17 protein-coding genes and 5 pseudogenes are annotated in these 25,568 nt (G+C 40.4%); 3 read left to right on the top strand and 19 right to left on the bottom strand.

Annotated features, from left to right (window positions below; translation table 11 throughout):
* Positions 1 to 585: 585 nt before the first annotated feature.
* The 4 genes and pseudogenes from rpmF (BTR_RS10795) to rpmF (BTR_RS10805) form a co-directional block, all read right to left on the bottom strand.
* Positions 586 to 717 (bottom strand): annotated as a pseudogene (gene rpmF, locus BTR_RS10795) (50S ribosomal protein L32); the annotation flags it as partial.
* A complete protein-coding gene (gene rpmF, locus BTR_RS12025) occupies positions 693 to 884 on the bottom strand; it encodes a 50S ribosomal protein L32 (protein WP_049776898.1) in 192 nt (63 codons plus the stop codon). The pseudogene rpmF (BTR_RS10795) and the gene rpmF (BTR_RS12025), both read right to left, overlap by 25 nt.
* Positions 885 to 920: 36 nt before the next feature.
* A pseudogene (rpmF, locus tag BTR_RS12085) lies at positions 921 to 1,052 on the bottom strand (50S ribosomal protein L32); the annotation flags it as partial.
* Positions 1,053 to 1,081: 29 nt separating this feature from the next.
* Positions 1,082 to 1,261 carry a 50S ribosomal protein L32 gene (gene rpmF, locus BTR_RS10805; protein ID WP_005774555.1) on the bottom strand — a complete coding sequence of 60 codons (180 nt, stop codon included), beginning with the start codon at positions 1,259 to 1,261 and terminating at the stop codon, positions 1,082 to 1,084.
* Between the two features lie 425 nt (positions 1,262 to 1,686).
* Between rpmF (BTR_RS10805) and BTR_RS10810 the strand changes: the two genes are divergently transcribed.
* The gene (locus BTR_RS10810; RefSeq protein WP_012232475.1) at positions 1,687 to 2,592 is read left to right on the top strand and encodes a polyprenyl synthetase family protein; all 906 of its coding nucleotides are present in this window, start codon (positions 1,687 to 1,689) and stop codon (positions 2,590 to 2,592) included.
* Positions 2,593 to 3,756: 1,164 nt separating this feature from the next.
* On the opposite strand, the gene BTR_RS10820 is transcribed toward BTR_RS10810, so the two are convergent.
* The 3 genes from BTR_RS10820 to ispG all read right to left on the bottom strand — a co-directional run bounded on the left by BTR_RS10820 (position 3,757) and on the right by ispG (position 8,405).
* A complete protein-coding gene (locus BTR_RS10820; protein ID WP_012232476.1) occupies positions 3,757 to 4,356 on the bottom strand; it encodes a hypothetical protein in 600 nt (199 codons plus the stop codon).
* Between the two features lie 779 nt (positions 4,357 to 5,135).
* Positions 5,136 to 6,302: an MFS transporter gene (locus BTR_RS10825; protein WP_012232477.1), complete on the bottom strand. Its 1,167-nt coding sequence runs from the start codon at positions 6,300 to 6,302 to the stop codon at positions 5,136 to 5,138.
* Positions 6,303 to 7,163: 861 nt separating this feature from the next.
* On the bottom strand, positions 7,164 to 8,405 hold the full coding sequence (gene ispG / locus BTR_RS10830; protein WP_012232478.1) for a flavodoxin-dependent (E)-4-hydroxy-3-methylbut-2-enyl-diphosphate synthase: 1,242 nt from the start codon (positions 8,403 to 8,405) through the stop codon (positions 7,164 to 7,166).
* A 915-nt stretch (positions 8,406 to 9,320) separates the two neighbouring features.
* On the opposite strand from ispG, the gene BTR_RS10840 reads away from it, so the two are divergent.
* Positions 9,321 to 9,623 (top strand): hypothetical protein, encoded by a 303-nt coding sequence (locus tag BTR_RS10840; protein WP_012232479.1) that lies wholly within the window; start codon positions 9,321 to 9,323, stop codon positions 9,621 to 9,623.
* Between the two features lie 619 nt (positions 9,624 to 10,242).
* On the opposite strand, the gene BTR_RS10845 is transcribed toward BTR_RS10840, so the two are convergent.
* The 12 genes and pseudogenes from BTR_RS10845 to BTR_RS12840 form a co-directional block, all read right to left on the bottom strand.
* Entirely contained in the window at positions 10,243 to 11,250 is a 1,008-nt protein-coding gene (locus BTR_RS10845; protein ID WP_012232480.1) for an HlyD family secretion protein, read from the bottom strand.
* Positions 11,251 to 11,274: 24 nt separating this feature from the next.
* Positions 11,275 to 12,906 carry an MFS transporter gene (locus BTR_RS10850; protein WP_012232481.1) on the bottom strand — a complete coding sequence of 544 codons (1,632 nt, stop codon included), beginning with the start codon at positions 12,904 to 12,906 and terminating at the stop codon, positions 11,275 to 11,277.
* Positions 12,907 to 12,929: 23 nt separating this feature from the next.
* Positions 12,930 to 13,346: an ATP synthase F1 subunit epsilon gene (gene atpC, locus BTR_RS10855; protein ID WP_012232482.1), complete on the bottom strand. Its 417-nt coding sequence runs from the start codon at positions 13,344 to 13,346 to the stop codon at positions 12,930 to 12,932.
* Positions 13,347 to 13,472: 126 nt separating this feature from the next.
* Positions 13,473 to 15,098, bottom strand: coding sequence for a F0F1 ATP synthase subunit beta (gene atpD / locus BTR_RS10860; protein ID WP_012232483.1), 1,626 nt, complete (start codon positions 15,096 to 15,098; stop codon positions 13,473 to 13,475).
* 19 nt (positions 15,099 to 15,117) lie between these two features.
* Positions 15,118 to 16,044 (bottom strand): F0F1 ATP synthase subunit gamma, encoded by a 927-nt coding sequence (locus tag BTR_RS10865; RefSeq protein WP_012232484.1) that lies wholly within the window; start codon positions 16,042 to 16,044, stop codon positions 15,118 to 15,120.
* A 20-nt stretch (positions 16,045 to 16,064) separates the two neighbouring features.
* Positions 16,065 to 17,600, bottom strand: a complete 1,536-nt coding sequence (gene atpA, locus BTR_RS10870) for a F0F1 ATP synthase subunit alpha (protein WP_012232485.1) — start codon at positions 17,598 to 17,600, stop codon at positions 16,065 to 16,067.
* Positions 17,600 to 18,184: an ATP synthase F1 subunit delta gene (atpH, locus tag BTR_RS10875; RefSeq protein WP_012232486.1), complete on the bottom strand. Its 585-nt coding sequence runs from the start codon at positions 18,182 to 18,184 to the stop codon at positions 17,600 to 17,602. The genes atpA and atpH overlap by 1 nt, the downstream gene beginning before the upstream one ends.
* Before the next feature lie 1,386 nt (positions 18,185 to 19,570).
* Positions 19,571 to 19,684 (bottom strand): annotated as a pseudogene (locus BTR_RS13595) (YfjI family protein); the annotation flags it as partial.
* Between the two features lie 498 nt (positions 19,685 to 20,182).
* Positions 20,183 to 20,474, bottom strand: a pseudogene (locus BTR_RS13605) (hypothetical protein).
* Between the two features lie 559 nt (positions 20,475 to 21,033).
* A pseudogene (locus BTR_RS13610) lies at positions 21,034 to 21,336 on the bottom strand (primosomal protein N'); the annotation flags it as partial.
* 20 nt (positions 21,337 to 21,356) lie between these two features.
* On the bottom strand, positions 21,357 to 23,564 hold the full coding sequence (locus BTR_RS10905) for a primosomal protein N' (RefSeq protein ID WP_012232490.1): 2,208 nt from the start codon (positions 23,562 to 23,564) through the stop codon (positions 21,357 to 21,359).
* Between the two features lie 113 nt (positions 23,565 to 23,677).
* The gene (locus BTR_RS12840) at positions 23,678 to 23,827 is read right to left on the bottom strand and encodes a hypothetical protein (RefSeq protein WP_012232491.1); all 150 of its coding nucleotides are present in this window, start codon (positions 23,825 to 23,827) and stop codon (positions 23,678 to 23,680) included.
* A gap of 1,079 nt (positions 23,828 to 24,906) precedes the next feature.
* Here BTR_RS12840 and fsa point away from each other — a divergent pair.
* Positions 24,907 to 25,560, top strand: a complete 654-nt coding sequence (gene fsa, locus BTR_RS10915) for a fructose-6-phosphate aldolase (RefSeq protein WP_012232492.1) — start codon at positions 24,907 to 24,909, stop codon at positions 25,558 to 25,560.
* Positions 25,561 to 25,568 lie beyond the last annotated feature (8 nt).

A 25,568-nucleotide genomic window follows, 5' to 3' on the forward strand; every position in this document is an offset into this window, starting at 1 on the left:
AATGATCTTTATAAATCGATGCTGTGTGGATATAAATCACAATTCTTTTATTGAGAAATGCATATGACCCTATAAACTTGTATGAATAAACCATTGGCTATTCATCATACATTCTCAACAGAAACACCTCATGCTTAAAATCTTGAATCAATGCCCCTCAATGACGATATTTTACGATCTCATAGAGCAAGAAATATAGACCCTTAAAACATAGAATAAAATGCGATACAGATAGGATATATAGTTTTACATCTTATGACAGCATTGATTATTTTTATGCTTTCCTTTTACCTTCCCTAGAAAACAACTCTTTAAAAATATTTTTAAGAAAAATGATTCCATAACTGAACAAACTTATATTGATATCCAAACTCTTGACGAAACCATTATAAAAAACTCTGCACACAAGCAATTCGATCGCCTCTCAAGAAAACAAGAAAATCATCCCTCACAATAGAATCATTGTTTTAAAGTAAAAAACCTTACCTCCTCTATTCAAGGAAATAGCAGAAAACACACGCACCCCATACATACCGATGAATCACAAGGAATTTCCCTCGCAGAAGAAAAATAAAACGCTAAAGTCTTAACCACGAGAACGGAACGCCCACGGTACATTCCGGTTTTCAGATCAATGGCATGAGGGCGACGCAATTCACCAGAATTTTTATCCTCGATATAAGCCAGCGCCTTCAGAGCATCAGCCGAACGGCGCATGCCGCGCTTCTAAAAGAGAGATAAAATGCTAAAGTCTTAACCACGAGAACGGAACGCCCACGGTACATTCCGGTTTTCAGATCAATGGCATGAGGGCAACGCAACTCACCAGAATTTTTATCCTCGATATAAGCCAGCGCCTTCAGAGCATCAGCCAAACGGCGCATGGCGCACTTCTCAAAAGAGAGATAAAATGCTAAAGTCTTAACCACGAGAACGGAACGCCCACGGTACATTCCGGTTTTCAAATCAATGGCATGAGGGCAACGCAACTCACCAGAATTTTTATCCTCGATATAAGCCAGCGCCTTCAGAGCATCAGCCAAACGGCGCATGCCGCGCTTCTAAAAGAGAGATAAAATGCTCAATCCTTAACCACGAGAACGGAACGCCCACGGTACATTCCGGTTTTCAGATCAATGTGATGAGGGCGACGCAATTCACCAGAATTTTTATCCTCGATATAAGTCGGCGCCTTCAGAGCATCAGCCGAACGGCGCATGCCCCTCTTCGCTGGAGAGGTTTTTCGTTTAGGTACAGCCATAAAAAGACACTCCAAATCCACTAAAACAGAAAAAGCAATGCCCAAAATGACAATGCTTTATTTAAAAACACCATAAAATTTGGGGGCACTATACACTGATAAAGAAGAAGAGGCAATGTCAAAATGCTCCTCCTCTTCTCAAAAATGACCTTCCTTTTATCAAAAAGGGTATTACAATCTAAGTGAATATCAAAATTACCGAAAAATTTATGAGTTTTATACCCCAACGAAAACATTTTCATAGGACGAATATTTAATTTTTTATTTGGCATTAAAAGGAATTTTCGCATACAGTAGAGAGATGCATAATAAAGAGAAGCTGATTTTTAATAAAAACCTACGCCAATTGATGAAAATAAGAAAAAGCAACAGCTTCTCTCTTTGAACCTCATCATTTTATTTTTGTAAAAACAAAGGAAGCAAGAATGCACGAATTTACCACTCTTCTTGCAAAACATGGCCACACCGTTGAAAGTCGACTGAGCACTCTGTTAAGTGATCACATCCAAAATGGTGAAATTTCACGCCCTGAAAATTTAATCAAAGCCATGCGCTATGGGGTGCTGAACGGTGGGAAACGCCTGCGTCCTTTTCTTGTAATTCAAAGTGCTGCACTTTTTGATATCCCTGTAGAGCATTCTCTTGATGTTGCATGTGCCTTAGAATGTGTTCATTGTTATTCGCTCATTCACGATGATCTTCCAGCCATGGATAACGATATACTTCGGCGCGGAAAACCTACTGTCCACGTAGAATTTGATGAAGCAACAGCAATTCTAGCAGGCAATGCCCTCTTGACATTTGCCTTTGAAATCATTGCCCATAAAGCGAACACACTGTCTACAGATACAAGAATAAAATTGATCACAGCTCTTGCACAATCAGCTGGGCTTGGTGGTATGCTAGGGGGACAAATGTTAGATCTTGAAGCTGAAAAAAAACCGCAAGAAAACACTGATATCATCACCCTACAACGCATGAAAACAGCCGCCTTAATAAGTTTTGCTTGCCAAGCAGGCGCCATCATTGGCAATGCCTCCCAAGAATTATTGACAAAATTGACAGCTTTTGGAAGCTATCTTGGTTTAGCCTTTCAATTAACCGATGATCTTCTTGATGTCACCGCCAACACGCAAACCCTAGGCAAAACCGCAGGGAAAGATGAAACGGCACAAAAGGCAACTTTTGTTCGTCTTTATGGCATTGAAGAAACCCAAAAGAAGCGAGAGGCACTCCTCACAAAAGCAGAAGCCCTCTTATACCCTTTTGATGATGCGAAAGCACTCCCCCTCCAACAAGCCGCGCGCTTTAGTGCAACACGCAAACATTAACGTCATCCGCTCTTACATTCCACCCTATTGTCCATATCATCCACCATTCTCTTTGTTAAGTGTACAATAAATTTTTCAAAAAACCTTATCATTGATCCGCAGTATATTATTGGTCTCATCATTAAATGCCCCTCATTAAATGGATGTGACAAGCCTTAATAAGGATTGCATTAAAACAAGCACATGAAGTTATAAAAAAGCGCATTATGGATATCCTATTTTGCATGAAGCATGCCTAAAGAACAAAAAAACGTTAAGAAATAAGCATTCAACGCATTGATTTATAATATTAATTTGAAACATAGCGTTGAATATCTTAAATTTTTCTCATCACATACTCTCTCACATTGAATCCATTAAACTCTCTTGCCTGTCGTCATAAGCCAGAGCAGCCTATGGATAAAAGCTGTACAAGAAAGGGAGCAAAATGCCTCTGATGAGCTGTCTTAAATGCCAAGAGCTGTCGCAAAACTATTGGGAAGTAAGGAATTGATGCCGGTTTTCTCTTTCGAAAAATAGAACCACTTTTACAAAATATGGAATAACTCCAGTTTAATAATCATCACTGTCGTCTTTTAATTTGTCACGCTTTTTATCGTATTTATTCAATTCATGGCATCAAAAAATTAAACAGAGAATGATTCTTATGGAAAAAAGAGCAATCCTTATTATACTATAGAATAACGCCATTTGATCTCCGCCCCACATTTAAAAAAAACTAGGAGATCCCTGCCAATGCCAATTTGTAAACAATCTGGATTCTTAAAGCGGGCGCTTATGGCTGTTGTATGGTTCACTGACATAAAAACTCAACAAACAAGACTTGAGAATTCACCACCCACGTAATACCGAATGTGTAAAATTTTAAATCTCTTCCCATCACCACACCCCAAACGACAGTATTTTTACGGCATAATAATAGGATAATTATAAGGACTTTTTTCAAACCAGAATAAATTGCTTCTTTAAAGTGAAATTTTCTCATAAAGATAAAGAGCATCATGATAACGAAGCCTATGCCCCTTGCCAAAGCTGGAAAATATGACCATTAGAAGATAACCTGAATGTAAAAACATACAACAAGACCAAGAAAATACTACGATAATCGATTGTACCATAGCCCCAATCATACCATAGTCATTGAATATCTTTGCTCGCTCACTGTTATTTAGAAATTCCTCTTGGATGCATCATGTCATATATCGTGCGGAGCTCTATGCAAAAACGCGCTATTTGTTTAACATTTTCATCATTACCGGTTCTCATACGCGACACGAGATCAATCATTTGTGTTTTGAAACTCGTGCCATTTTCACTTGAAGAATTAAGAAATTTTTTCGCGTAATCAATCATGGGGTCCGTAGAGTTCATAGACATATTATAAGCCCAGATAAAATCGCTTTCTCTCCAGTTATAATCATTACGCAAACTGCTTATGACATTGAGTAACATGTCTGCTGATATCCATTCATTATAATCACCACGCAATAAATTAACAAAACGTCCACATAAAACAATCAAGATGTGACGATGCTGTATAACGTCAAATTTTGGTACGATATTCTGATAGCCATGGCTGTATACAAATTTTTTTGCTTGTTCCTGCTTTTGAAGATGTTCAAAAGCGCCGTAATTTTCACTGATATATTTTTCGTAAAGTTTATCGTACTGCTCTAGACTCTCTACGCGCGTACATCCCAATAATACAGAGACAGAAAAAAGAATTACAAATGTTACAACACGCGTTACGGATAACAACTTCATCGCTTTAACCTTTTAATAACCATAATTTTTTGAGCGTCATTGATTCCTATCAAATATATTAATCTGTCCTGTTTTCTTGTGGCTTATGTGAAGCAAATTTTACACAACAATATTGCCGCACTTGATTTTATTTCTTCTCAAAGAAAAGATATCGTTCAAAATCTCCATAAATAGGTTTATTATCTGGATGAGAATATTTTATGACATCAAACAATACAGAACGATCACCGCCACCAAAAATAAAAAATGAGAATGAAAGATGTCGTAATCTCAACAAGATGATTCATATTTTAAAGGAAAGGATATCCGCTAACGATACCAACAATAAAATCGATCAACAGGGCATCTATTTGAACAAGCTATGAATTTTTTACCACTGAATGAGCACAGTTTAGCAAGATATTGCCAGCAAAGAACAAGTGAGAATAAGAACATTTTATATACTATCCCATTGACTGAATGCGTACCACCACCATTCCTTTAATAAGGTCATAATCCGGAACAATTATTTTCTTTGCTCCTTTCCAATCTTGTCAGAAACTCTTTGCACAATGTTCATAAGAAGCAATTTCTTTTTTTAAATGATTTTCAAATCACGCCTATTTGTAAAGTGCAAAAGACATGATTTTGATTGATTGAACAGACATAGATTTGCACTAAGAAGAACGAACAATTTTCTACTTTCTCATTCAACATGCAAAACAATAATGAGACTCAATCAAAAACTTGACGCGCTATAACACGCCATAAAATACACGTATCATAATGAGTTACGATGCTCACTGAACTTTTTTGCGCGTTCCTTCTAAGAAAAATACTGCTAACAAATAAATCAATAAATAAACGGCAAAAATATAAACGAGTGAGAAAAAGCCAAACACATTAACCATAGACGCACTCATGTAAAAAAATACCAATAAGCTCAATCTTCCAACGGTTGACAAGAAAGACTCGTATGTAGCCCTAAAATGATCGCTAATACGATCATGCAAAACAACTTCCACACGAAGATAGGTATACTTAATGAGATAAAAAATCATACAGACTAAAATGACAGCAATTTCTTTTCTTGGTTCAAAAAAAGCGACTGTAAAAATCATGGAAACTGAAAAAAATAGCAATAAAACAAAATTTATTGTCTCACTGAGTTTTGTAAAGAGAAAACTAGCCAGAAGCTGCGAGAGCAAAATCAGTGAAAATGTCACACCAAGATCAAAATAAGTGACATAAATATGATGATCTTTAAAGATCCACTGCCAATATTGCGAAAATATATTGAAAAAAATCAATGAAAAATAAAAGCATAAAGAGATATAAGGAACTTTAACAAAAATAGAGACCATCTCTTTAGCTTCACAAATGAGAGAATTTTTCTGAAGAGAATTTATTTGACTTGGTTTTCTCTGTCCTTTGAGGTCATCAAGAAAAAACAAACCAAAGAGTGTTGTCATCAACATTAAAAATGCCGCGCTATACCATATATATTGGCTTGAATAATCAGCAAAATAGGCGCCAATCAAACTAAATATAAACATGCCAATGTAATTATATTGAGAACTTGATCCCAGCACCTTTTTAGTCGATGTCAATTTTGCTTTTGCATATTGCACAAGTAAAGCATTATAAGCTCCCGCAATCAATGTCAGCGATAAGGCATTAAAAGCTTCTGCCAAAAGAAAACCATAAAAGCTTGTAGAAACGCCCATGAGAAAGAGCCATGTGGCAGCAAAAGCCGCCGCCAAGACGATTGATATTTTATAACTTTTTCGATCAGCAAAATATCCCAGAGGAATATCGGTAACCATCATAATAAAAGCCTGAAATGACTTAATGATCCCGATATCAATAAGCGTTAAGCCTTTCTCCAGCATATAAAAGACAATAAAAGCGCCTGTTAAAATTCTTATACCGTTAAATAAAAAGCCAAAGGCTAATATACTTGTCATGCATTCCCCCAATAACGCCCAAAAAAGGTACCCCTATACATCATTTTAGATCAATATAAAAGCTTACATTTTACAACAAATGAAGCCATAACCACCGTACAGATCTCCAGTCCTATCAATTTGATATCCGGAAAATGCTCGAAAATGACGGAAGAATGAATGAAACATGTTTTTTCTATAATTGGACATTTTTCAAAATTCGTCAAATATCTCACTGCTTCAAGAATCGCCAAAGAACCAGCAACAATATTTATGGATCTATCAAACTATTCATAGAGTTTTGCTTAATATTCTCAAAAAACTCAAACGCATCGATATCGATCATAGGCTTTTGATTCATAGCATGCATAACGGCTGGTTTTTCTTGAGATCATAAGTGGTCCAATAACTTTCACCGTAGCCAAAGCAGCACATAACAATATTTACAAAAATTATTCATTGTTTTGCATATCGAATGAGCATCCTGAATATTGTAAGATTCTTTCATTCTAAAGCTGTTTATGTTGCATCAAAATCTTTTACACGCCACATTTTCCACGTCACAAGCGGGAGAGCCCACGTGGAATAAAATAATCCCATAGGGAATAAAAAATAGTTAAAGTGTGGAGCAAAAATGCCTCTTATGGTCCGTCTCAAGTATTAAGAACTATATGGAAACAGACTCCCACGTGCGTGATACTAAGTACGTGATACTGCCGGTTTGCGCTCTTTTATTAAACTTAAAAGGTGTTCTATAAGTTTTATACACTTCACGAGAACTTTACCATTATAGCATTTCATAAACGCTATTGATAAATGGGTGCCTTAAGAGACCTTTCTTTAAAACAACGCAAGCTCTTTACTTCAACCTTGTGTCATTGTTTAACCCTGCCCAAAGCGTTTATGAATATAATCACTCAAAATCCCTTCGAATTCTTCAGCAATGTGATCACCACGCAAAGTTTTTACCTTTTGTCCTTCAATAAAAACAGGTGCCGCTGGAGATTCCCCCACACCAGGCAATGAAATTCCAATATCCGCATGTTTTGATTCCCCCGGTCCATTGACGATACATCCCATCACAGCCACCTTCAAACTTTCAACCCCAGGATATTTTTCACGCCAAACGGGCATATTTTTGTGTAAATCCGCTTCAATTTTTTGCGCCAATTGCTGAAAGACCGTTGAAGTTGTACGCCCACATCCAGGGCAAGCTGCAACCACGGGGAGAAATTGCCGAAATCCCATCACTTGTAAAAGTTCCTGCCCCACTTTTACTTCTCGTGTTCGATCACCACCAGGTTCAGGCGTTAATGAAATTCGTATCGTATCGCCAATCCCTTGCTGTAATAAAATGCCCAAAGCCACCGAAGAGGCCACAACCCCCTTTGTCCCCATCCCTGCTTCCGTTAATCCCAAATGAAGAGCATAATCACAACGTTCTGCCAAGGTGGTATAGACAGCAATGAGATCTTGAACATCACTCACTTTAGCAGAAAGAATAATTTTATCCCGTCCCAACCCCAACTCTTCTGCTAAAGCCGCCGAAAGCAAAGCCGACTGCACAACAGTTTCTCGCATCACTTCAGCCACCGATAAGGGATTTTCTTGCTGTGCATTTTCATTCATAAGCTGCGTCAACAACGCGTTATCAAGCGACCCCCAATTCACGCCAATGCGAATAGGTTTATGATACCGAGAAGCAATCTCAATAATTTCTGCAAATTGACGATCTTTTTTTGCGCCAAAACCTACATTTCCAGGATTGATGCGATATTTTGCAAGTGCCTCAGCACACGCTGGATGCTCTGATAAAAGCTTATGGCCAATATAATGAAAATCCCCAACCAATGGGATAGAAAAACCTAATCTTTCCAATCGTTCCCGTATTTTTGGTACAGCTGCTGCTGCTTCATCACGATCAACAGTAATCCGAACCAATTGTGAACCCGCTTGCCAAAGAGCAGCCACTTGAGAAACGGTCGCATCAACATCAGCGGTATCTGTATTGGTCATTGACTGCACAACGACTGGGTTCTGTCCCCCAACCATAACATCACCAACCGCAACACCAACAGAGCGACGGCGTTCAAGAGGTTTGGACAAATAATAGGTCGCGTTCATCAAGTCCTCAAATTTTTAAAACCTGCACTCTCAACCATCATTTACATCGACCTCCTCCACGCCTCAAAAGACGAAAACGAAAATAACACCACCCACCAATCTTAACAGATTACTTTAAGCTTCACCTGTTACCCCCTGATGCAATTCAGCTCATAAGAGAGATTCATTTCACAGATGCCCCGGATAAAGTCCCACCACTCCTGTTCTCATTCACACTTTTACACTTAGTTGCTTCAAAAAGAAACTAAAATCAGACAGAGACAAGACTGTATTTTTACACCTATACCTTACATCAACGTCATCGAAGAACAATATTTTACAACACAACAGATAACGCTTATCAAAGTACAATTTTTAAAAATGTTAAAAAACACACGGAACATACCATCAAATTAAAATAACATATTGATTTATAATCATTTATTTTACAAATTTGCTGAAAAACCAAAACATCTTAAGCTTCTCTCATTTCAAATCTGTTCATCATCAATCAAAGCCATGTCCCTTACACACCGCAAGCAACCATGGAGATAAAAACGAAAAAAAGTAAAAATGCTTGAGGAACTGTCTCCAAACTTTGAAACAAGGATAAGAAAATAAAACGACCAGCTTGATACCTTGATGAAATAAAGATGGGAATGCGCAACGAGCTTGATAGCCTTGACGAAGAAATTATCTTTTGCAGGAGATTGTACCTTATACCCTTTACACCCCCCATCATGAAATGAACGCAAGCATATTTAAGAAATGCCTCATTAAACCCAAACGCTTAATTTTCACCTCACCCCCAAGCAACACAATCCGCCCCACGTCGCATCATCAATGCAACCTTTCAATTTTTAAGCCGTTATAGCAAAACCCCAAACACAATTCCAACGATCATGCACACAATTTAACACATGAAGGAGTCAACAAATGCGTCTATTTTCAACCAATGCTAAAAATGCTAAAATTAGAAAACGTATTGCACAATTAAAAAGAGAGCTGGTAAAAAGAGAGCTGGTCCCCGTAAATCATTGGAGTTCTCGAAATGATAGCTTTGAAAACATTTCTGAGCTGTTTAACACATGGAAACAAAAGGGGCGTCACGCACTTTACCACCTCAACGAACATGCAACAGAATTAAAGAAAAAAGCGAAAGAAAACCCTAAAAAAACCCTCGCATTAGCTGCTGGAGTCGTTTTGGCAAGCTTCTTGCTGATCCGCAAAAATTACTAACACCAACAATCTTCCCCCCTTTTAATGCCCGACTTAAAGCGGGCATTTTTTCATCACTGATAAAGCACAATACTTATAATTTTCCTCTTAACTTTACGCCCTCCAATCCCTCCCCTTCCAATCCCTCCAAAGAATAAATTTTCTATCCCATCAATTTATCATCCAGCTTTTCATCGAGTGGGATCACTGTCACACATTGCAATCATAACACCATATCTCAAAAAACGCCGTTATGAGAAACGACAAGCAAACTCTACCCTCAATATTGCTTCAATACCCCTCGCAGCCACTAGTCTGTCAACATCCAGCTTTTCATAAACACGTGCATTCTCTTTCCACGCATGGCGCCTCACACCCCCACGCCTCAAAGAACGCTGTTGCGAGGAACTATAGCAAGACCTTATCAATCCTTCTTCTATTGAATTCTTTCAAAAAAATGGAAGTGATTAAAGAGGCATGCGCTTTAATGTTCTTTAGAACATTATTTTACATCATGACAAATGAGAATTTTAACAACTTTAAGAGATGGATCATAACAAACCAAACGAAATCTTCTAAAGTGAACGCCCACTTGCTATAAGCAAATGGTATAAAAATTAAACTCAAAAAACCCAAAATTTTACCCTCCAGAATCGACCTGCTGCGAAGTATCCACATACGTAACCACAGACATCCCAGGAATGAGCTTTTCAATCCCTTCCTGACCAGGATCTAAAGCAATCCGTACTGAAATACGTTGTGCAATTTTGATAAAATTACCAATTGTCGTATCCGTTTTTAACAATGAAAACTCTGAGCCTGTTGCTGGAGCAAAACGAACCACACGCCCTGTTAACTTTTTGTTGTTCAATGCATCAACAGAAAAAACAACCGGTTGTCCCACACGCATCTGAGAAAGTTGCGTTTCTTTATAATTAGCAATAATCCAAATATCATCAGAAATAACAGAGACCAATTGCGTCCCCGGCATAACATATTGCCCTACCCTAGCGCCAACCAATCCAATATAGCCTGTTCGAGGCGATAAAATCTTTGTATGATCGAGATTAAGTTTTGCCAACTCAACACTCACCTTTGCTCCCGCAACTTCTGACTGCAAACTTTGCCGTTCAAGATTTAATTGTCTTTGCAATTGTCGTTTTGTTTCCAGTGCCGCCAAAAGTTGTGAAAGAGGACGAGAAACAGAATGTGCTGCATCACTAAAGCCTAACTTTTTACTATCAGGAACAACATTGGAAAATGCGCGTGAGCGCGCTAATTCTGCTTCTGCAGCATTAACTTCTCCCTGTAAAATCTGAGCTTGCAATTCAATACTGGCTAATTTTGCATTTTTTGAATCGAGAACAGCCTGTGCGCGTGCAAGCTGCTGACGAAAAAGAGAATCATCAAGCTCAAAGAGCAGCATTCCCTTTTCGACGCGTTGATAATCTTGCACATAAATCCGTGCGATCACCCCAGAGATCTGTGAACTAACCAAAGTAACATTACCCTTAATGGAAGCATTATCCGTTATTTGAATGTTACTCACAAAAGGAGGAAGTCTCCAAGCCCACAAAATCAGCAAAACACCCGTAATACCCGACAGGAATGCAACAATCGTCGCTTTTGACCGTAACGCTTTTATCATTTTTTGCACCCCTCTTCTATGACATCACTTTTTTTCTAATGCACGCAAAGAGCATGACTTAACAACCATTGTGATAAGAAAAACAACGAATACAACCATTGAAATATAAAAATAAAGCCGAAAAACGTCATCATAAGCAAAAATATTTGCTGTTAACTTAAATTTCTCTATCAAGAGAGAAGTACCCTGCTCACTCCCAAAACCATGGGGAACAGAAGCACCATAAGAAGGCGAAAATAAGGTATTCATCTCACCAGAAATAAGCGGATCCGTCACAACAATATTTTGTGTTAAGGACTCAAAGTTCTTATGGGCAAAATAAAACTGTAGGGTGCCAAAAAAAGCCGATCCCATCAATCCCCCAGTGACTTGCGTTAGTAAAAAAACAGCAATAAAGCTCAAAACATAACGCGGACCTCGCTCACCAGCGATCGCAAACCCTTTGAAAAGAGCAGGAGGCAAAAAAAGTGCATAACTAAAACTCACCAATCCTTGGCTCAACATCATATCTTGCGGACGCGTTAAATAATTGACACGACTATCTAAATAAGCACCAAGTGCCAAGCAACCCAAAGATAACAAATAAAAATAATCCTCACGCCCCGCCCGTAAAAAAAAGACACAAACAGCTCCCCCTAATAGGGTTCCCAATGTCACCGCAAAATACATAGGTGCCATCTCACGATTAAGCAAACCAAAAAGATTAAAAAAACCGACGGGCAAATTGGATCGCTCCAACAAGAAAACATGAAAAATCAATAAAATAAAAACAGATTGAATCATTTCTTTACTGAAAATCCAACGCAGATCAATCAACGGTTTTTCTCTATTAAGCTCAATCATAATAGCAACAGCCAAAGAGAAAATAGCAAGTGCGAGCCCCCAACCAATCCATGGCGCTTCATACCACCAATACAATATGCCAACAGACATAATCACGGCATTAAGCCCCAACCCCAGAGCAATCAAACCATAGCTTATCCAATCTAACTTTTGAATAACCTTACTACGGACAACAGGTGTTAGAGGCAAAGTATAGATACAAACCAAACTGATGAGAACCAACCCCATTTCTAGAGCAGAAAGACTGGAAAAGCCACCATTTTCCAGCAAATCAGGAGAAATCAAACGGGATAAAGGTGCCGCTAAAGCCGCATTCATATAATTCAAACTAAGACCAACAGTAAACTTCTTTGCTGGAGCAAAAGCCTCCATCATATAAAGCAGTGCCAGCGAAGCCAAAGGTGCAGCCGCAATCCCAGCAAAAAAACGAATAATCAGTGCCGAACGCAAATCAGTCACAAAGAGCTGCAACGCACAAACCAAAACAAAGCCAAGGATTGACAGTTCAGCAAAAGCACGCAATCCAAATTGATAGCGGATCTTGATCAACATAATCGCCACACTGACATTTGGTGCCATATAAGCCGCGACCAACCATGTTGTCTCGGTCAAAGTTGCGTGAAAATCACCGGTCAGATGGACAATATTAGACTGAACAATATTGGCCCCTAAGCCATAAGCCCATTGCAAAATAAGAGAAGCAAAAATATAAACAAAACATTTTGGTAAAGGTCCCGCAAAAACACGACCCGGACGAGGAAAAGGTTTTCCGCCCCTTTTGGCAGACACAACCGTACTCTTTTTTCCGCTCATGTCACCTTTTCCTGTATACCTTGCTACGCCTCTATCAACACAGAACCATCAGATGACAATTGCTGGAAAAAAGCCTCGATTTTACGATTGTCCTCATCACTTGTTCCCCCCTCTAACGTCGCTTGAACCTGCAAAATCTGCTGTTCTAATACATCAAAAGAAAGATGTTCAACAGCCACAGCATGCTCTACCAATAAAGAGCAGCCTGAAAAGGTAATATTTGCAACCCCTCCGCAAACAGCGAATAACTTTTCTCCCGCAGCGGTGCGAATACGAACACTCCCCAACACAATGCCTGCCACCAGTGGTGCATGATGTGCCATAACGGTCAAAAAACCTGAAGCTGAAGGAAGAACAACAGACACCACCCGCTCTGAAAACACAATCTTTTCAGGCGACACAAGCTCAAACAAAAAATGCTCTTCTCTATTGTTTTCCACAAAAGTCTCCACAACACCCGATAGAAGGACTCTCCGCCCTCCTTAACACCTTATCCTTTGCAACAACTTGCCCTTTTCAAGGACAAATATTCATGACAGATTTCCCCTCAAGTAAGAAGCTTCTGATTAAGAAGCCTCTGCCATGAGACGTTTTCCCTTTTCAAGGGCTTCATCAATCGAACCAACCATATAAAAAGCAGCTTCTGGCAAATCATCATAATCGCCCGCACAAAGACCTTTAAAGCCTTTGATTGTATCTTCCAAAGAAACAAGTTTTCCCGGCGAACCAGTAAAGGCTTCCGCCACATGGAAAGGTTGCGAAAGGAAACGTTCAATTTTACGCGCCCGTCCCACCAACAATTTGTCATCTTCAGAAAGTTCATCCATTCCAAGAATAGCAATAATATCCTGAAGCGCTCTATAACGTTGTAAAATGGTTTGCACTTGACAAGCAACCGTATAATGCTCCTCCCCCACAATTAATGGATCCAACATACGCGAGAAGGAATCAAGCGGATCAACCGCTGGATAAATTCCCTTTTCCGCAATAGAGCGCGAAAGAACGGTTGTTGCATCCAAATGGGCAAAAGACGTTGCCGGCGCCGGATCTGTCAAGTCATCGGCAGGAACATAAATCGCCTGAACGGAAGTAATAGAACCTATTTTTGTACTGGTAATACGTTCTTGCAAAGCCCCCATATCCGTTGCCAAAGTAGGCTGATACCCCACAGCAGAAGGAATACGTCCTAAAAGAGCAGACACCTCAGCCCCTGCTTGTGTGAAACGGAAAATATTATCCACAAAGAAGAGAACATCTTGTCCTTCATCACGGAAGCTTTCTGCAATGGTTAACCCTGAAAGAGCAACACGCGCACGGGCTCCGGGTGGTTCATTCATTTGCCCGTAAACAAGTGCACATTTTGACCCCTCTGTTGAACCATTATTCTCTTTTGGATTCACATTCACGCCGCTTTCGATCATTTCGTAATAAAGATCATTTCCCTCACGTGTCCGTTCTCCCACACCAGCAAAGACGGAATAGCCACCATGTGCTTTTGCAATATTGTTGATAAGCTCCATAATGAGAACAGTTTTTCCAACACCAGCGCCACCAAACAAGCCAATTTTACCCCCTTTAGAATAAGGGGCTAACAAATCCACAACCTTAATACCCGTGACAAGAATCTCTGAAACAGTTGATTGTTCGACATATTCAGGCGCCTCTTGGTGAATAGAACGCGTTTTGGTTGAAGCGATTGGTCCCACATTATCCACGGGTTCTCCAATCACATTCATAATACGCCCCAATGTCGCTTCTCCTACAGGAACACTAATTTGTGCACCTGTATCCACGACCTTTTGTCCCCGCATCAGACCATCGGTCGTATCCATCGCAATCGTACGCACCGTATTTTCACCCAAATGCTGCGCAACTTCTAACACTAAGCGATTGCCTAAATTCTCTGTTTCCAAAGCATTGAGAATATTTGGCAATGCCCCTTCAAATTGCACATCAACAACAGCACCAATAACCTGCTTGATCTCACCAACAGTGCCTTTTGCACGCTCTTCTTTTTTCACCGGTGTATCTTTAGCGGCACTACGCGCAGGTGCAGACGAAATCTTTACATTCACTTGAGATTTCGAAGCGTCTTTAGATTTCGAAGCATCTTTTTTCACACCGGAACGAGCAGCTGGTTTCTTTTTTTCACTCTTTTCTGCTCCTTTACTTGAGGTTACTGCTTTTGCCATCAATCTTTACCTTTTCCATTTAAAGCGCTTCAGCGCCCGCAATAATTTCGATCAGTTCTGTCGTAATCTGTGCTTGACGTTGACGATTATAAGCCACCGTTAATTTATTAATCATTTCACCTGCATTGCGCGATGCATTGTCCATAGCGGTCATCTTTGCGCCCATTTCACCAGCAACATTTTCGAGTAAAGCCCGAAAGATTTGCACTGAAAGATTACGTGGCACAAGCGCCTCTAAAAGAGAAGCAGCATCAGGCTCATACTCATAAACAATCGCCTCATGAACAATTGATTGTGAATCTTTGCTGGTCTCTTTTTGTTCCACAACATCTGTTGCCTCAACTGCTGCTTTTGGAGCCCCCATTGGGATCAAGCCAAAAGCTGTTGGACGTTGATTAATCACGGAAACAAATTCAGAATAAAACAATGTACAAACATCAAAAGCGCCTTCATTGAACAAATCAACAATGCGTTGACTAATCACCAGCGCCTCTGCAAAACCAATTCGCTTTACAGCATGCAAATCAATGTGATCAATCATCAAACTTTTGTAATCACGCGATAAAATATCTGCACCCTTTTTACCCACAGTGATAATTTTCACAATTTTACCAGCTGCCAACAACGCTTTAATCTGCTCACGAGCACGACGAGCGATTTGCACATTAAAAGCACCACATAAACCGCGCTCAGCCGTACAAACCACCAAGAGATGCACATCATCGCGCCCCGTGCCCCGCATAAGAGCCGGTGCATCAACACCATCCACATCAGCCGCAACACTGGTTAAAATATCAGCCATCCTCTTCGCATAAGGACGCGCCGATTGCGCTGCCTCTTGCGCACGATGCAACCTCGCTGCCGCAACCATCTGCATAGCTTTGGTAATTTTCTGCGTTGCTTTAACCGAAGCGATACGGTCTCTAAGATCCTTTAATGAGGCCATTCAAGCATTCCATCAATTCATCACGAAAAATTTTTCGCATAAGTGTTAAGAACAGTGATCAACTTATCTTTCAGCTCATCTGTTATCTGCTTTTGCTCAGCAATTGCTTGTAAAAGATCTTGATAATCACTCCGCAAAAGCACCAAAAGCCCCTGCTCAAACCGCGCAACATCAGAAACCGCTAGAGAATCAAGATAACCATTCACACCCGCGAAAATAACCACCACCTGTTCTTCTGTTTTAAGGGGAGAAAATTGTGGCTGCTTCAAAAGTTCTGTCAAGCGTGCTCCCCGATTTAACAGACGCTGCGTTGATGCATCCAAATCAGAACCAAACTGGGCAAAAGCTGCCATTTCACGATATTGCGCCAATTCACCTTTAATCGAGCCGGCAACCTGCTTCATTGCCTTAATTTGTGCTGCCGAACCAACGCGCGATACAGAAAGACCAACATTTACAGCAGGACGAATACCCTGATAAAACAAATTGGTCTCTAAGAAAATTTGCCCATCGGTAATCGAAATCACATTTGTAGGAATATAAGCCGAAACATCATTTGCTTGCGTTTCAATGACTGGCAAAGCTGTCAACGACCCAGATCCATTTTCCGCATTCAGCTTCGCAGCTCGTTCTAAAAGACGCGAATGCAGATAGAAAACATCTCCCGGATAAGCTTCACGCCCCGGTGGACGACGCAACAAAAGAGACATTTGACGATACGCCACCGCTTGTTTTGACAGGTCATCATAACCGATCAAAGCATGCTGCCCATTATCACGGAAATACTCTCCCATAGCGCATCCAGCAAGAGGCGCTATAAATTGCAAGGGAGCAGGATCAGAAGCGGTCGCCGCAACAATAATAGAATATTCCAGCGCTCCACGTTCTTCTAAAACTTTAACGAATTGCGCCACCGTCGAACGCTTTTGACCGATTGCCACATAAATACAATAAACTTTGTCCTGTTCTCGTCCAGCCCCTTTTTCATGAAAAGGTTTTTGGTTTAAAAATGTATCGAGCAAAATCGCTGTTTTTCCTGTTTGGCGATCACCAATCACCAACTCACGCTGCCCCCGCCCAATAGGGATGAGTGCATCAATGGCTTTTAATCCGGTCGACATTGGCTCATGCACAGACTGACGCGGAATAATCCCTGGCGCCTTAACATCAACACGACGACGCTCTGTTTCCTTAAGAGGTCCCTTACCATCTATAGGATTTCCCAGTGCATCAACCACACGCCCAAGCAAAGCGGGCCCCACAGGAACATCCACAATAGCACCCAATCGCTTTACACAATCCCCTTCACGAATATCGCGATCTGAGCCAAAAATGACCACACCGACATTATCAACTTCCAAATTGAGCGCCATCCCACGCACACCATTTGGAAAAGCAACCATTTCCCCAGCTTGAACATTATCCAAACCATAAACGCGAGCGATACCATCCCCCACAGAGAGAACCCAACCAATTTCTGAAACCTCAGCCTTTTGGTCAAAGTTTTTGATTTGCTCTTTTAGAATTTTTGAAATTTCAGATGGTCTAATATCCATCAGCTGACCTCTTTTTTCAATGCAAGCTTAAGCGAAGACAATTTTGTTAAAAGAGACGTATCAATTTGAGACGCCCCGACACGAATGATTAATCCACCAAGAATTGTTGGATTTACAATGATATGTAGCAAAACTTTTCCCCCAATGACACCTTCCAAAGTCTCACACAACTCTTGTTTTTGTTGAGAACTTAAGGGGCGCGCAGAAATAATTTGTGCAGTAAATTGCTTCCGAGCGCGTGCAACACAACGCTGAAAAGCATGGAGAATACCAAATACAGCACTAAGCCTACGATTTGCTGCGATAACGCGTAAAAAATTACTAACAATCTGCCCTGCTTCTTTATCAGCAAATTTAATGTTTTCACAAACAGATTGCATCACCTTAATTTGCTCTTTGACTGAAAAGAACGGACTGAGCACGAAGTGTTTTAAATCTTCATTTTGCTCTAAGACAAACAAAAAATCTTCCACTGCCCTTTCAATTTTTTCAACGTTTCCTGCTTCTTGAACGCAATTAAAAAGCGCTTGCGCATAACGTTGATCTACCAACGGCAGCGGTATGAGAGAAAATGAATCCGACACGAAATACCGCCTCTTTCCCTTGAGCGACTCTCTGATAGTTATCAGATGATAATGAAACAGACATTCTCAATTTTAAGAATCTTCTTCTTAAAACCTCGAACGAAAACCATTCGGTTTCTAGCATAGACATAGCCGACTCGCAACACCACAAATCGCTGCTTTTTAAAAATTTTAAATAAAATATTCAAAATATTTTTGAAAAGGATTTTTTTAGATCTCCAAGATGGCATCACGATTTTTTTATGCCTCTTTTTGACATTCTGTGAAAAAATTTCACGCTCTTTATTTTGCTTCAAACGCTCTTGCCGTCACAAAAAAATGCTTTTTCTCTAAAAGATCACCCTTTTTATCCCCACAAAAGCTTTAGCGAGAAGCGACTGCGACTGCGACTGCGACTGCGACTGCGACTGCGACTGCGACTGCGACTGCGACTGCGACTGCGACTGCGACTGCGACTGCGACTGCGACTGCGACTGCGACTGCGACTGCGACTGCGACTGCGACTGCGACTGCGACTGCGACTGCGACTGCGACTGCGACTGCGACTGCGACTGCGACTGCGACTGCGACTGCGACTGCGACTGCGACTGCGACTGCGACTGCGACTGCGACTGCGACTGCGACTGCGACTGCGACTGCGACTGCGACTGCGACTGCGACTGCGACTGCGACTGCGACTGCGACTGCGACTGCGACTGCGACTGCGACTGCGACTGCGACTGCGACTGCGACTGCGACTGCGACTGCGACTGCGACTGCGACTGCGACTGCGACTGCGACTGCGACTGCGACTGAAAAAATCTGTTATTTCAAGCGGATAAGCAAGAAATAATAATGGATATCCCCATAAAATTAAAAAAATGATCCTTTTGCGTTAAATGTCCACTCTTTTTAAAACATTTCAATAAATATATTGTCCAAATATATTGCCTTGTGAAAACACTTTTAAGCATAAAATGCATTGATTTATAAGGATAATGCTTCACTTTTCATTCCAGATGCCCTCCAAGTATCTCAAGTATCTTAGGACTCTCTCATTTCAAATCCTTTTATCAAAATCATTCCCTTGCTCCCTCACAAGCAAGAAAGAAGGATAAAATGATTAAAGAAAAACACTTCCTATAAATAAACACGCTCAAGTATCAAGAGTTTCTAGAAACTCGATAATGGTGCCAACTTATACCTTTATGAAAGTATTTACATTATTCACGAACAACATCATAAATGAATTTAAGAATTTTGAGAAATATCTGCTCAAACAAGCCTATGAAGGTAACTATAATGACATTTTGTTTTGGGAATATTCTATTTTGAACGTTCTGCTTTGCATGAAAAATCTGCCCCCATTAAAGAATGCGAATAACAACAACGTAAGAAATGGATCATCTCCTTTTGAGAAAGAAATCCAGCCAATTTGTCGCGTATCAACAAGAAACCACAGGGATATTCATTGAGTAATTTCTCAAGCTTTTCTACCGTTGTATCATTGATAACAAAACGCCGTTTTACAAAACTATCATCATCTCTTTGACGAATAAGAAGTGATAAGAAACTAAGAGGTGTACGAAATGGTTGCACAATCATATTCGCAACAGTAAAAAAGAGCGTTTATCACTACCCATTGATACAAACAAAGTATGGTATCGTCAAATAATTTGCTTCAAGAATAATAGAGAAGCATTTTTTACTAAAATCGCATCACATATACCAAATACATAAAAATACAGTTGGCTAAGGAAATTTTCTCTTTGTATGAAGCACACGCAAAATAAGCACAACACCATTTGAAATATCATAAATCATGATATAATTTAGATGTACAACAAGCTCACGTGTATTGACAATTTACCCTCAACGACCAACAGCTAAGAAGCTTAACAAGTTTTTCTACCTTTTCGGATAAAAGTTGATCAAAATTTAATGCAGAAGAAGAATTGTCTTATGATAATTCACGTGTCTTTTTGCGGTCAACGTGTGCTATTTGTGTTCAAATAAGCTTCATAAAGTTGATCTATCTAGCTTATTTTGTGTTTCTAAGCGCCATTCTTTTTCTTCTGCTTCGATTTCTTCAGAGGATATTATATCGCCTGCATGAGCAGAATTTATCCCTCATTGAACTTGTTCCCGAAACCATAAATCGTGTGCACTTTTTTCCTTTTGTTTTTTTACGATATCGCGCATATAATCCCGCAAAAATTGTGCACCAAATCTATCGCACACCTTTGCTGCTTTAGAAAATTCATTTTTTAATACATTATCCAACGCGAAAAGTAAATGTTGTCTCAGCCACTTTACGACCACTCAATGTGTTACAATATAGTTCTAATACAACACATTTTTACTATTTCTTTAAAAGGTACTGTTAGAGTAAATATTTTATATCTATTTTGCATTTCCGTATCAAAAAAATGTTCGTTTTTTGATTCTATTTTGTGACTTTCAAAAGCGTCCAAAGCAATGTCTTTTAAAGAATGGAAATTAGGAAATACCTCACATTTTTGTGACTCTCGTTTTTTATAGAATCATGCTCCTCATAAAATATAGCTCTCCAGACGGAATATACTTGCATTACATATTCACGTGCTTGTGTTCATGAGGCATCTCTCAACGCTCCCAAGCCCATTTCGCGACAGCGCCCATGAATGCGATAAGAGTACCCTCATTGATCAACACCACCTTTACGTTTGATCAAGAGCAAACCAATACTATCACACACTGTCTCAATGTTGCGGCAGCCCTTTACGCCGGAAATTTTTCATAAGAGGCATGCCTTTCTTGCACAATTTCACGCAACACAAGCTCCCTACCTGTAACATAAAAAAAAGTGAAAATCTTAATAAATCAATATGTTGTACTAATAAGAAAGGCGCCTCTGCCGGTCCCGTAACCGAGATATTTTTTTCCCCCAAAGCGCAGCTTGACGGAGTGCTCGCGCATAATGTTCTGCGGCTTGGCGCTGTTGTGCCGATACAATCAAAGAGGCAAGTCGTCCATAGGGAGACAAATGATAATATTGGCGTGCTCAAAATCTCACGGGTGTAAAATTCTTCTGGTTGGCATGAAAGTAAAGCTTTTATGACCGGATGACCCAGTTGATAGGTTTGCAATAATCCTAAACTTTCCAATCCTACCCGCCCTGCTCTTCCAATCACTTAAGAGAGAAAATTGATTGTTAAAAAAAGCTTTGTGGATCAATATCAATTTGAACCCGGACGGAACTAGGCATTTTGGGACTATTGCTAAGCATTGCACGAATAAACCCTTGTATATCAAAAGAGCGCTGGCCTTGCAGTAAAAGCCGAAAACGATAACGCCCCCGAACCAGAGCCAAAGGCGCCTCTGCCGGTCCCATAACCGAGATATTTTTTTCCCGTGGCGCAGCTTGACGGAGTGCTCGCGCATAATTTTCTGCGGCTTGGCGCTGTTGTGCCGATACAATCAAAGAGGCAAGTCGTCCATAGGGAGGTAAATGATAATATTGGCGTGCTGCAATCTCACGGGTGTAAAATTCTTCTGGTTGGCATGAAAGTAAAGCTTTTATGACCGGATGATCGGGTTGATAGGTTTGCAATAATCCTAAACTTTCCAATCCTACCCGCCCTGCTCTTCCAGTCACTTGAGAAAGCAACTGAAAGGTACGTTCACTCGCACGTAAATCACCATTGGCAAGACCAAGATCAGCATCAATAACCCCCACCAGAGAAAGCTTGGGAAAATGATGTCCTTTAGCGACCAACTGTGTCCCAATAATAATGTCCACATCACCATTGGCAATGGCTTGCAATTCGCTTCGCAACTGCCCAATCCCCCCTTTGAGATCTGTTGAAAGAATCAATGATCGCGCCTGCGGAAAAAGCCCTTGTGTTTCTTCTGCAATTCTTTCCACACCCGGTCCACAAGCTACGAGATGGTCTAATGTCCCGCATTCAGGACAGGCTTCTGGAATGGGTTGGTGATAGCCACAATGATGACATTTTAATTGCCCTTGCGCACGATGTTCGACCAACCAACTTGAACAATCGGTACAATGAAAACGATGTCCGCAAACTCGGCATAAAGTTAAAGGAGCATAACCACGACGATTAAGAAAAAGCAGCGCCTGCTCGCCTTTCTCAAGTGTTTGTTTTAAAGCCTTTTCAAGAGCAAAAGAAATAAAGCGCCCCTTTTGCACCCCTCCTTGACGCATATCAACCACCCGCAACTGTGGAAGTGCAACTTCTTTAAAACGAGAGGGTAAATGCACCTTTTGATAACGCCCTTTTAAAACATTGGCTTGGCTTTCAATCGACGGTGTAGCTGAGGCTAAAATAACAGGAAAATGCTCAAAAGAGCCCCGTGCAACTGCCATATCACGCGCATGATAAAAAATGCGCTCTTCTTGTTTATAAGCGCTATCATGCTCTTCATCAACAACAATCAAGCCAAGCGCGTGGAAGGGAAGAAAAAGCGCCGAACGAGCCCCCGCAACGACACGCACCCGCCCTTCTGCAACTTGCCGCCAGACGCGTTCTCTACGACGCGGCATCAAATCGGAATGCCATTCTGCTGCCGCAGCGCCAAAGCGTGCATAAAAACGATCTAAAAACTGCTGTGTTAAAGCAATTTCCGGCAATAAAATTAAAACTTGGCTACCCCCTTTGAAAGCTTGAGCAACTGCTTCAAAATAAACTTCTGTCTTTCCTGAACCCGTGACACCATCAAGCAAAAAAACTTGAAACTGAGAAGACAAAACTCCTTCCCGCAACAACTTTGCTGCCTCATTTTGTGCACCCTGCAATTGAGGAGGACAAAAATCAGGATCAGGCATGCCCACAAGATCAGGAGCAGGAACCTTAACCTCTTCAAAAATTCCTAGCGCTTTTAACCCTTCAACAACAGAAACAGAAGTTCCAGCCGCATGCGCAAGCCCTGTACGTGTCCATATCTTCTCATTGCGCGCCAATTCCAAAACCCGTAAGCGGGCTGGTGTAAGACGTTCCACATCTCCCCCACAATAGCGCAGTCCCAGCATCTGTGCTTCCGGCTCTAAAGCAGCCGGTACGGATAAAACCAATCGTGCAACAAGACCAAAAGGCGTCATTGTATAACGACTCACAAACCGCAAAAATGTAATCATTTCTGCCTTTAACGGGGGACAATCAAAAACATGAAGCACAAAGCGTAATTTTTCACGCGCCACCGAAGCAGTCCGTTGCCCATTCTTTGTCTGCTCTTCAATATCCACAATAAAACCGCAAAGCTCACGCCCCATAACAGGAACCCGAACAAAAGAACCAATTTCCACCTCCATAGAAGACGGAACTTTATAACTATAAGCATGCGCAACAGGAAGAGGAACCAACACAGAGACAACCTTTTCCTCTATCATGTTTGAATTCATCTTTTTAACCAATCTACAATCCTCCCCCTTTGTCTACGATCCTCTTAAGCACCAACAGATCTACATTTTATCTTTAAACACGATTATATGAAACTTATTGCAAGTAAAATTCATCACGGGATTCGATCACTCTCCCTTAAAGAGACATCTCTTAAAGCACCCACGCCCATTTCACGACAGCGCCCGTGAATGGTATGAGGGTAAATCCGTTGAATACTTCTATCTTTACGCTTAAGGAGAAGCAAGCCGGCACTATCCCACACTTTGCCAGCCCGTGGGTGCTGCGACAGTCCTTAGAACTTAAGAGCATTCATAAGAGCCATTTTTAGTCCTTGTCTATACAAATTTGATCCACACGCTCATTCCGCTTGTGACGTGCAAGCGAATGGTTTTGATTAATTCAAAATAAACAAGTTTGGAATAAGAGAAGCTTACGTTGTTCGGGGCTCTCATTCAAGTTGAATAACGCTATATTATCATTATAAATCAATACATTGACTTTAAGAAATAACACTTTTCTCACAAAAATTCTTTTTAATACGCATTCCATCTCTAAAACGCCAACAATCAACACAACGTCAACCTCTATAACAAAAAACAGCGCCATTCTTCTGTGCAAATAAAGTTCATCACGATTAAGCCTTCAACATGATATCGTAAGTATGCCTCTCAACAAAGCTATCCCATAGTGTGACTGCATGCTCAAGATACATACTTTTATTTTCTTTCCATCTCACATCTCAAATTATTATTAAGATATTAATTTATAAAGATAAATTATTTTTCAGCCGTAATAAAAACGCTCAACATGAGAATTTTTTCGTTATAAATAAATTGAAAAACTTCACGCGTAAAACGCACCCCTTCTTTAATGGTGTTTTACGACACAAAAATCCATTCACTGACACGCGACAAAAAAAATTAAACGTAAACCCTTGAGAGAAGGAAACGTCAAAATTCTCAGGTATCAAGAACAATCACCAACGAAAAACGAACAAAGGGTGTGATAATACTCGCCTATTGCCATAAGTATAAAGCTATCGCTCTGCAAAGATGCCGATAGGCAAAAATGCCAAGATACAAAAACACTCGTGCACAATGAGCCCTATGTCTTATTACGAGCAATGCCATGAAAGAGGCATGGAAACAACACGCGATCTTTCTTTACAGAAAGTGGATGCATGATGAATAGCATGGAATTCTTTTTCATTAACACCATAGCATTCCCATTTTCTAAAGAGATCTTTGCTCTTGCTTTTGCAAGCAACAATAACGCATAACAAAACACAGGATAAAATATGAAAAGCTTTGGAATAAAAAAGCTAAAAAGAAGAGGTTAGAGATGAAATTTTTTGTGGACAGTGCCAATATTGAAGAAATACGAGAGTTACAGAATTTAAGCCTTGTTGATGGTGTGACCACCAATCCCTCTCTGATCCTAAACTCAGGACGCAATATTCTTGAAGTGACAAAAGAAATTTGTTCTCTCGTTAAGGGACCTGTTTCTGCTGAAGTTGCAGCAACAGAATTTGAAGACATGATGAAAGAAGCAGCTGTTTTAGCAAAGGTTGCTGACAATATTTGCATCAAGCTTCCTTTAACACTTGATGGATTAAAAGCTTGTAAAGCCCTTACAGCAGAAGGCTTAAAAACAAATCTCACACTTTGTTTTTCTGCCAATCAAGCCTTACTTGCTGCCAAAGCAGGTGCGACATTCGTTTCGCCTTTTATCGGGAGACTCGATGATTGCGGAATAAATGGCAGTGAACTACTTCATGAAATTCGCACAATTTATGATAACTATAACTTTGAAACGCAAATCTTGGCCGCTTCAATTCGCACCGTTAGTCATGTCAAAGAAGCAGCCCTCAGCGGTGCTGATGTTGCAACAGTTCCACCAGCAATTTTAAAAGCCCTCATCACACATCCTCTGACTGATAAAGGGTTGCAAATATTTCTTAACGACTGGAAAAAAACTGGACAAAATATTGCCTAGTGGCTAGT

Origin of the sequence: Bartonella tribocorum CIP 105476, assembly GCF_000196435.1 — a bacterium.
Lineage (GTDB): Bacteria > Pseudomonadota > Alphaproteobacteria > Rhizobiales > Rhizobiaceae > Bartonella > Bartonella tribocorum.

Bases quoted from the DNA above. Each gene is read 5' to 3' on its own strand.
- rpmF (WP_049776898.1), bottom strand. From the start codon at position 884: ATGCGCCGTTTGGCTGATGCTCTGAAGGCGCTGGCTTATATCGAGGAT.
- rpmF (WP_005774555.1), bottom strand. From the start codon at position 1,261: ATGGCTGTACCTAAACGAAAAACCTCTCCAGCGAAGAGGGGCATGCGC.
- BTR_RS10810 (WP_012232475.1), top strand. From the start codon at position 1,687: ATGCACGAATTTACCACTCTTCTTGCAAAACATGGCCACACCGTTGAA.
- BTR_RS10820 (WP_012232476.1), bottom strand. From the start codon at position 4,356: ATGAAGTTGTTATCCGTAACGCGTGTTGTAACATTTGTAATTCTTTTT.
- BTR_RS10825 (WP_012232477.1), bottom strand. From the start codon at position 6,302: ATGACAAGTATATTAGCCTTTGGCTTTTTATTTAACGGTATAAGAATT.
- ispG (WP_012232478.1), bottom strand. From the start codon at position 8,405: ATGAACGCGACCTATTATTTGTCCAAACCTCTTGAACGCCGTCGCTCT.
- BTR_RS10840 (WP_012232479.1), top strand. From the start codon at position 9,321: ATGCGTCTATTTTCAACCAATGCTAAAAATGCTAAAATTAGAAAACGT.
- BTR_RS10845 (WP_012232480.1), bottom strand. From the start codon at position 11,250: ATGATAAAAGCGTTACGGTCAAAAGCGACGATTGTTGCATTCCTGTCG.
- BTR_RS10850 (WP_012232481.1), bottom strand. From the start codon at position 12,906: ATGAGCGGAAAAAAGAGTACGGTTGTGTCTGCCAAAAGGGGCGGAAAA.
- atpD (WP_012232483.1), bottom strand. From the start codon at position 15,098: ATGGCAAAAGCAGTAACCTCAAGTAAAGGAGCAGAAAAGAGTGAAAAA.
- BTR_RS10865 (WP_012232484.1), bottom strand. From the start codon at position 16,044: ATGGCCTCATTAAAGGATCTTAGAGACCGTATCGCTTCGGTTAAAGCA.
- atpA (WP_012232485.1), bottom strand. From the start codon at position 17,600: ATGGATATTAGACCATCTGAAATTTCAAAAATTCTAAAAGAGCAAATC.
- BTR_RS10905 (WP_012232490.1), bottom strand. From the start codon at position 23,564: ATGAATTCAAACATGATAGAGGAAAAGGTTGTCTCTGTGTTGGTTCCT.
- fsa (WP_012232492.1), top strand. From the start codon at position 24,907: ATGAAATTTTTTGTGGACAGTGCCAATATTGAAGAAATACGAGAGTTA.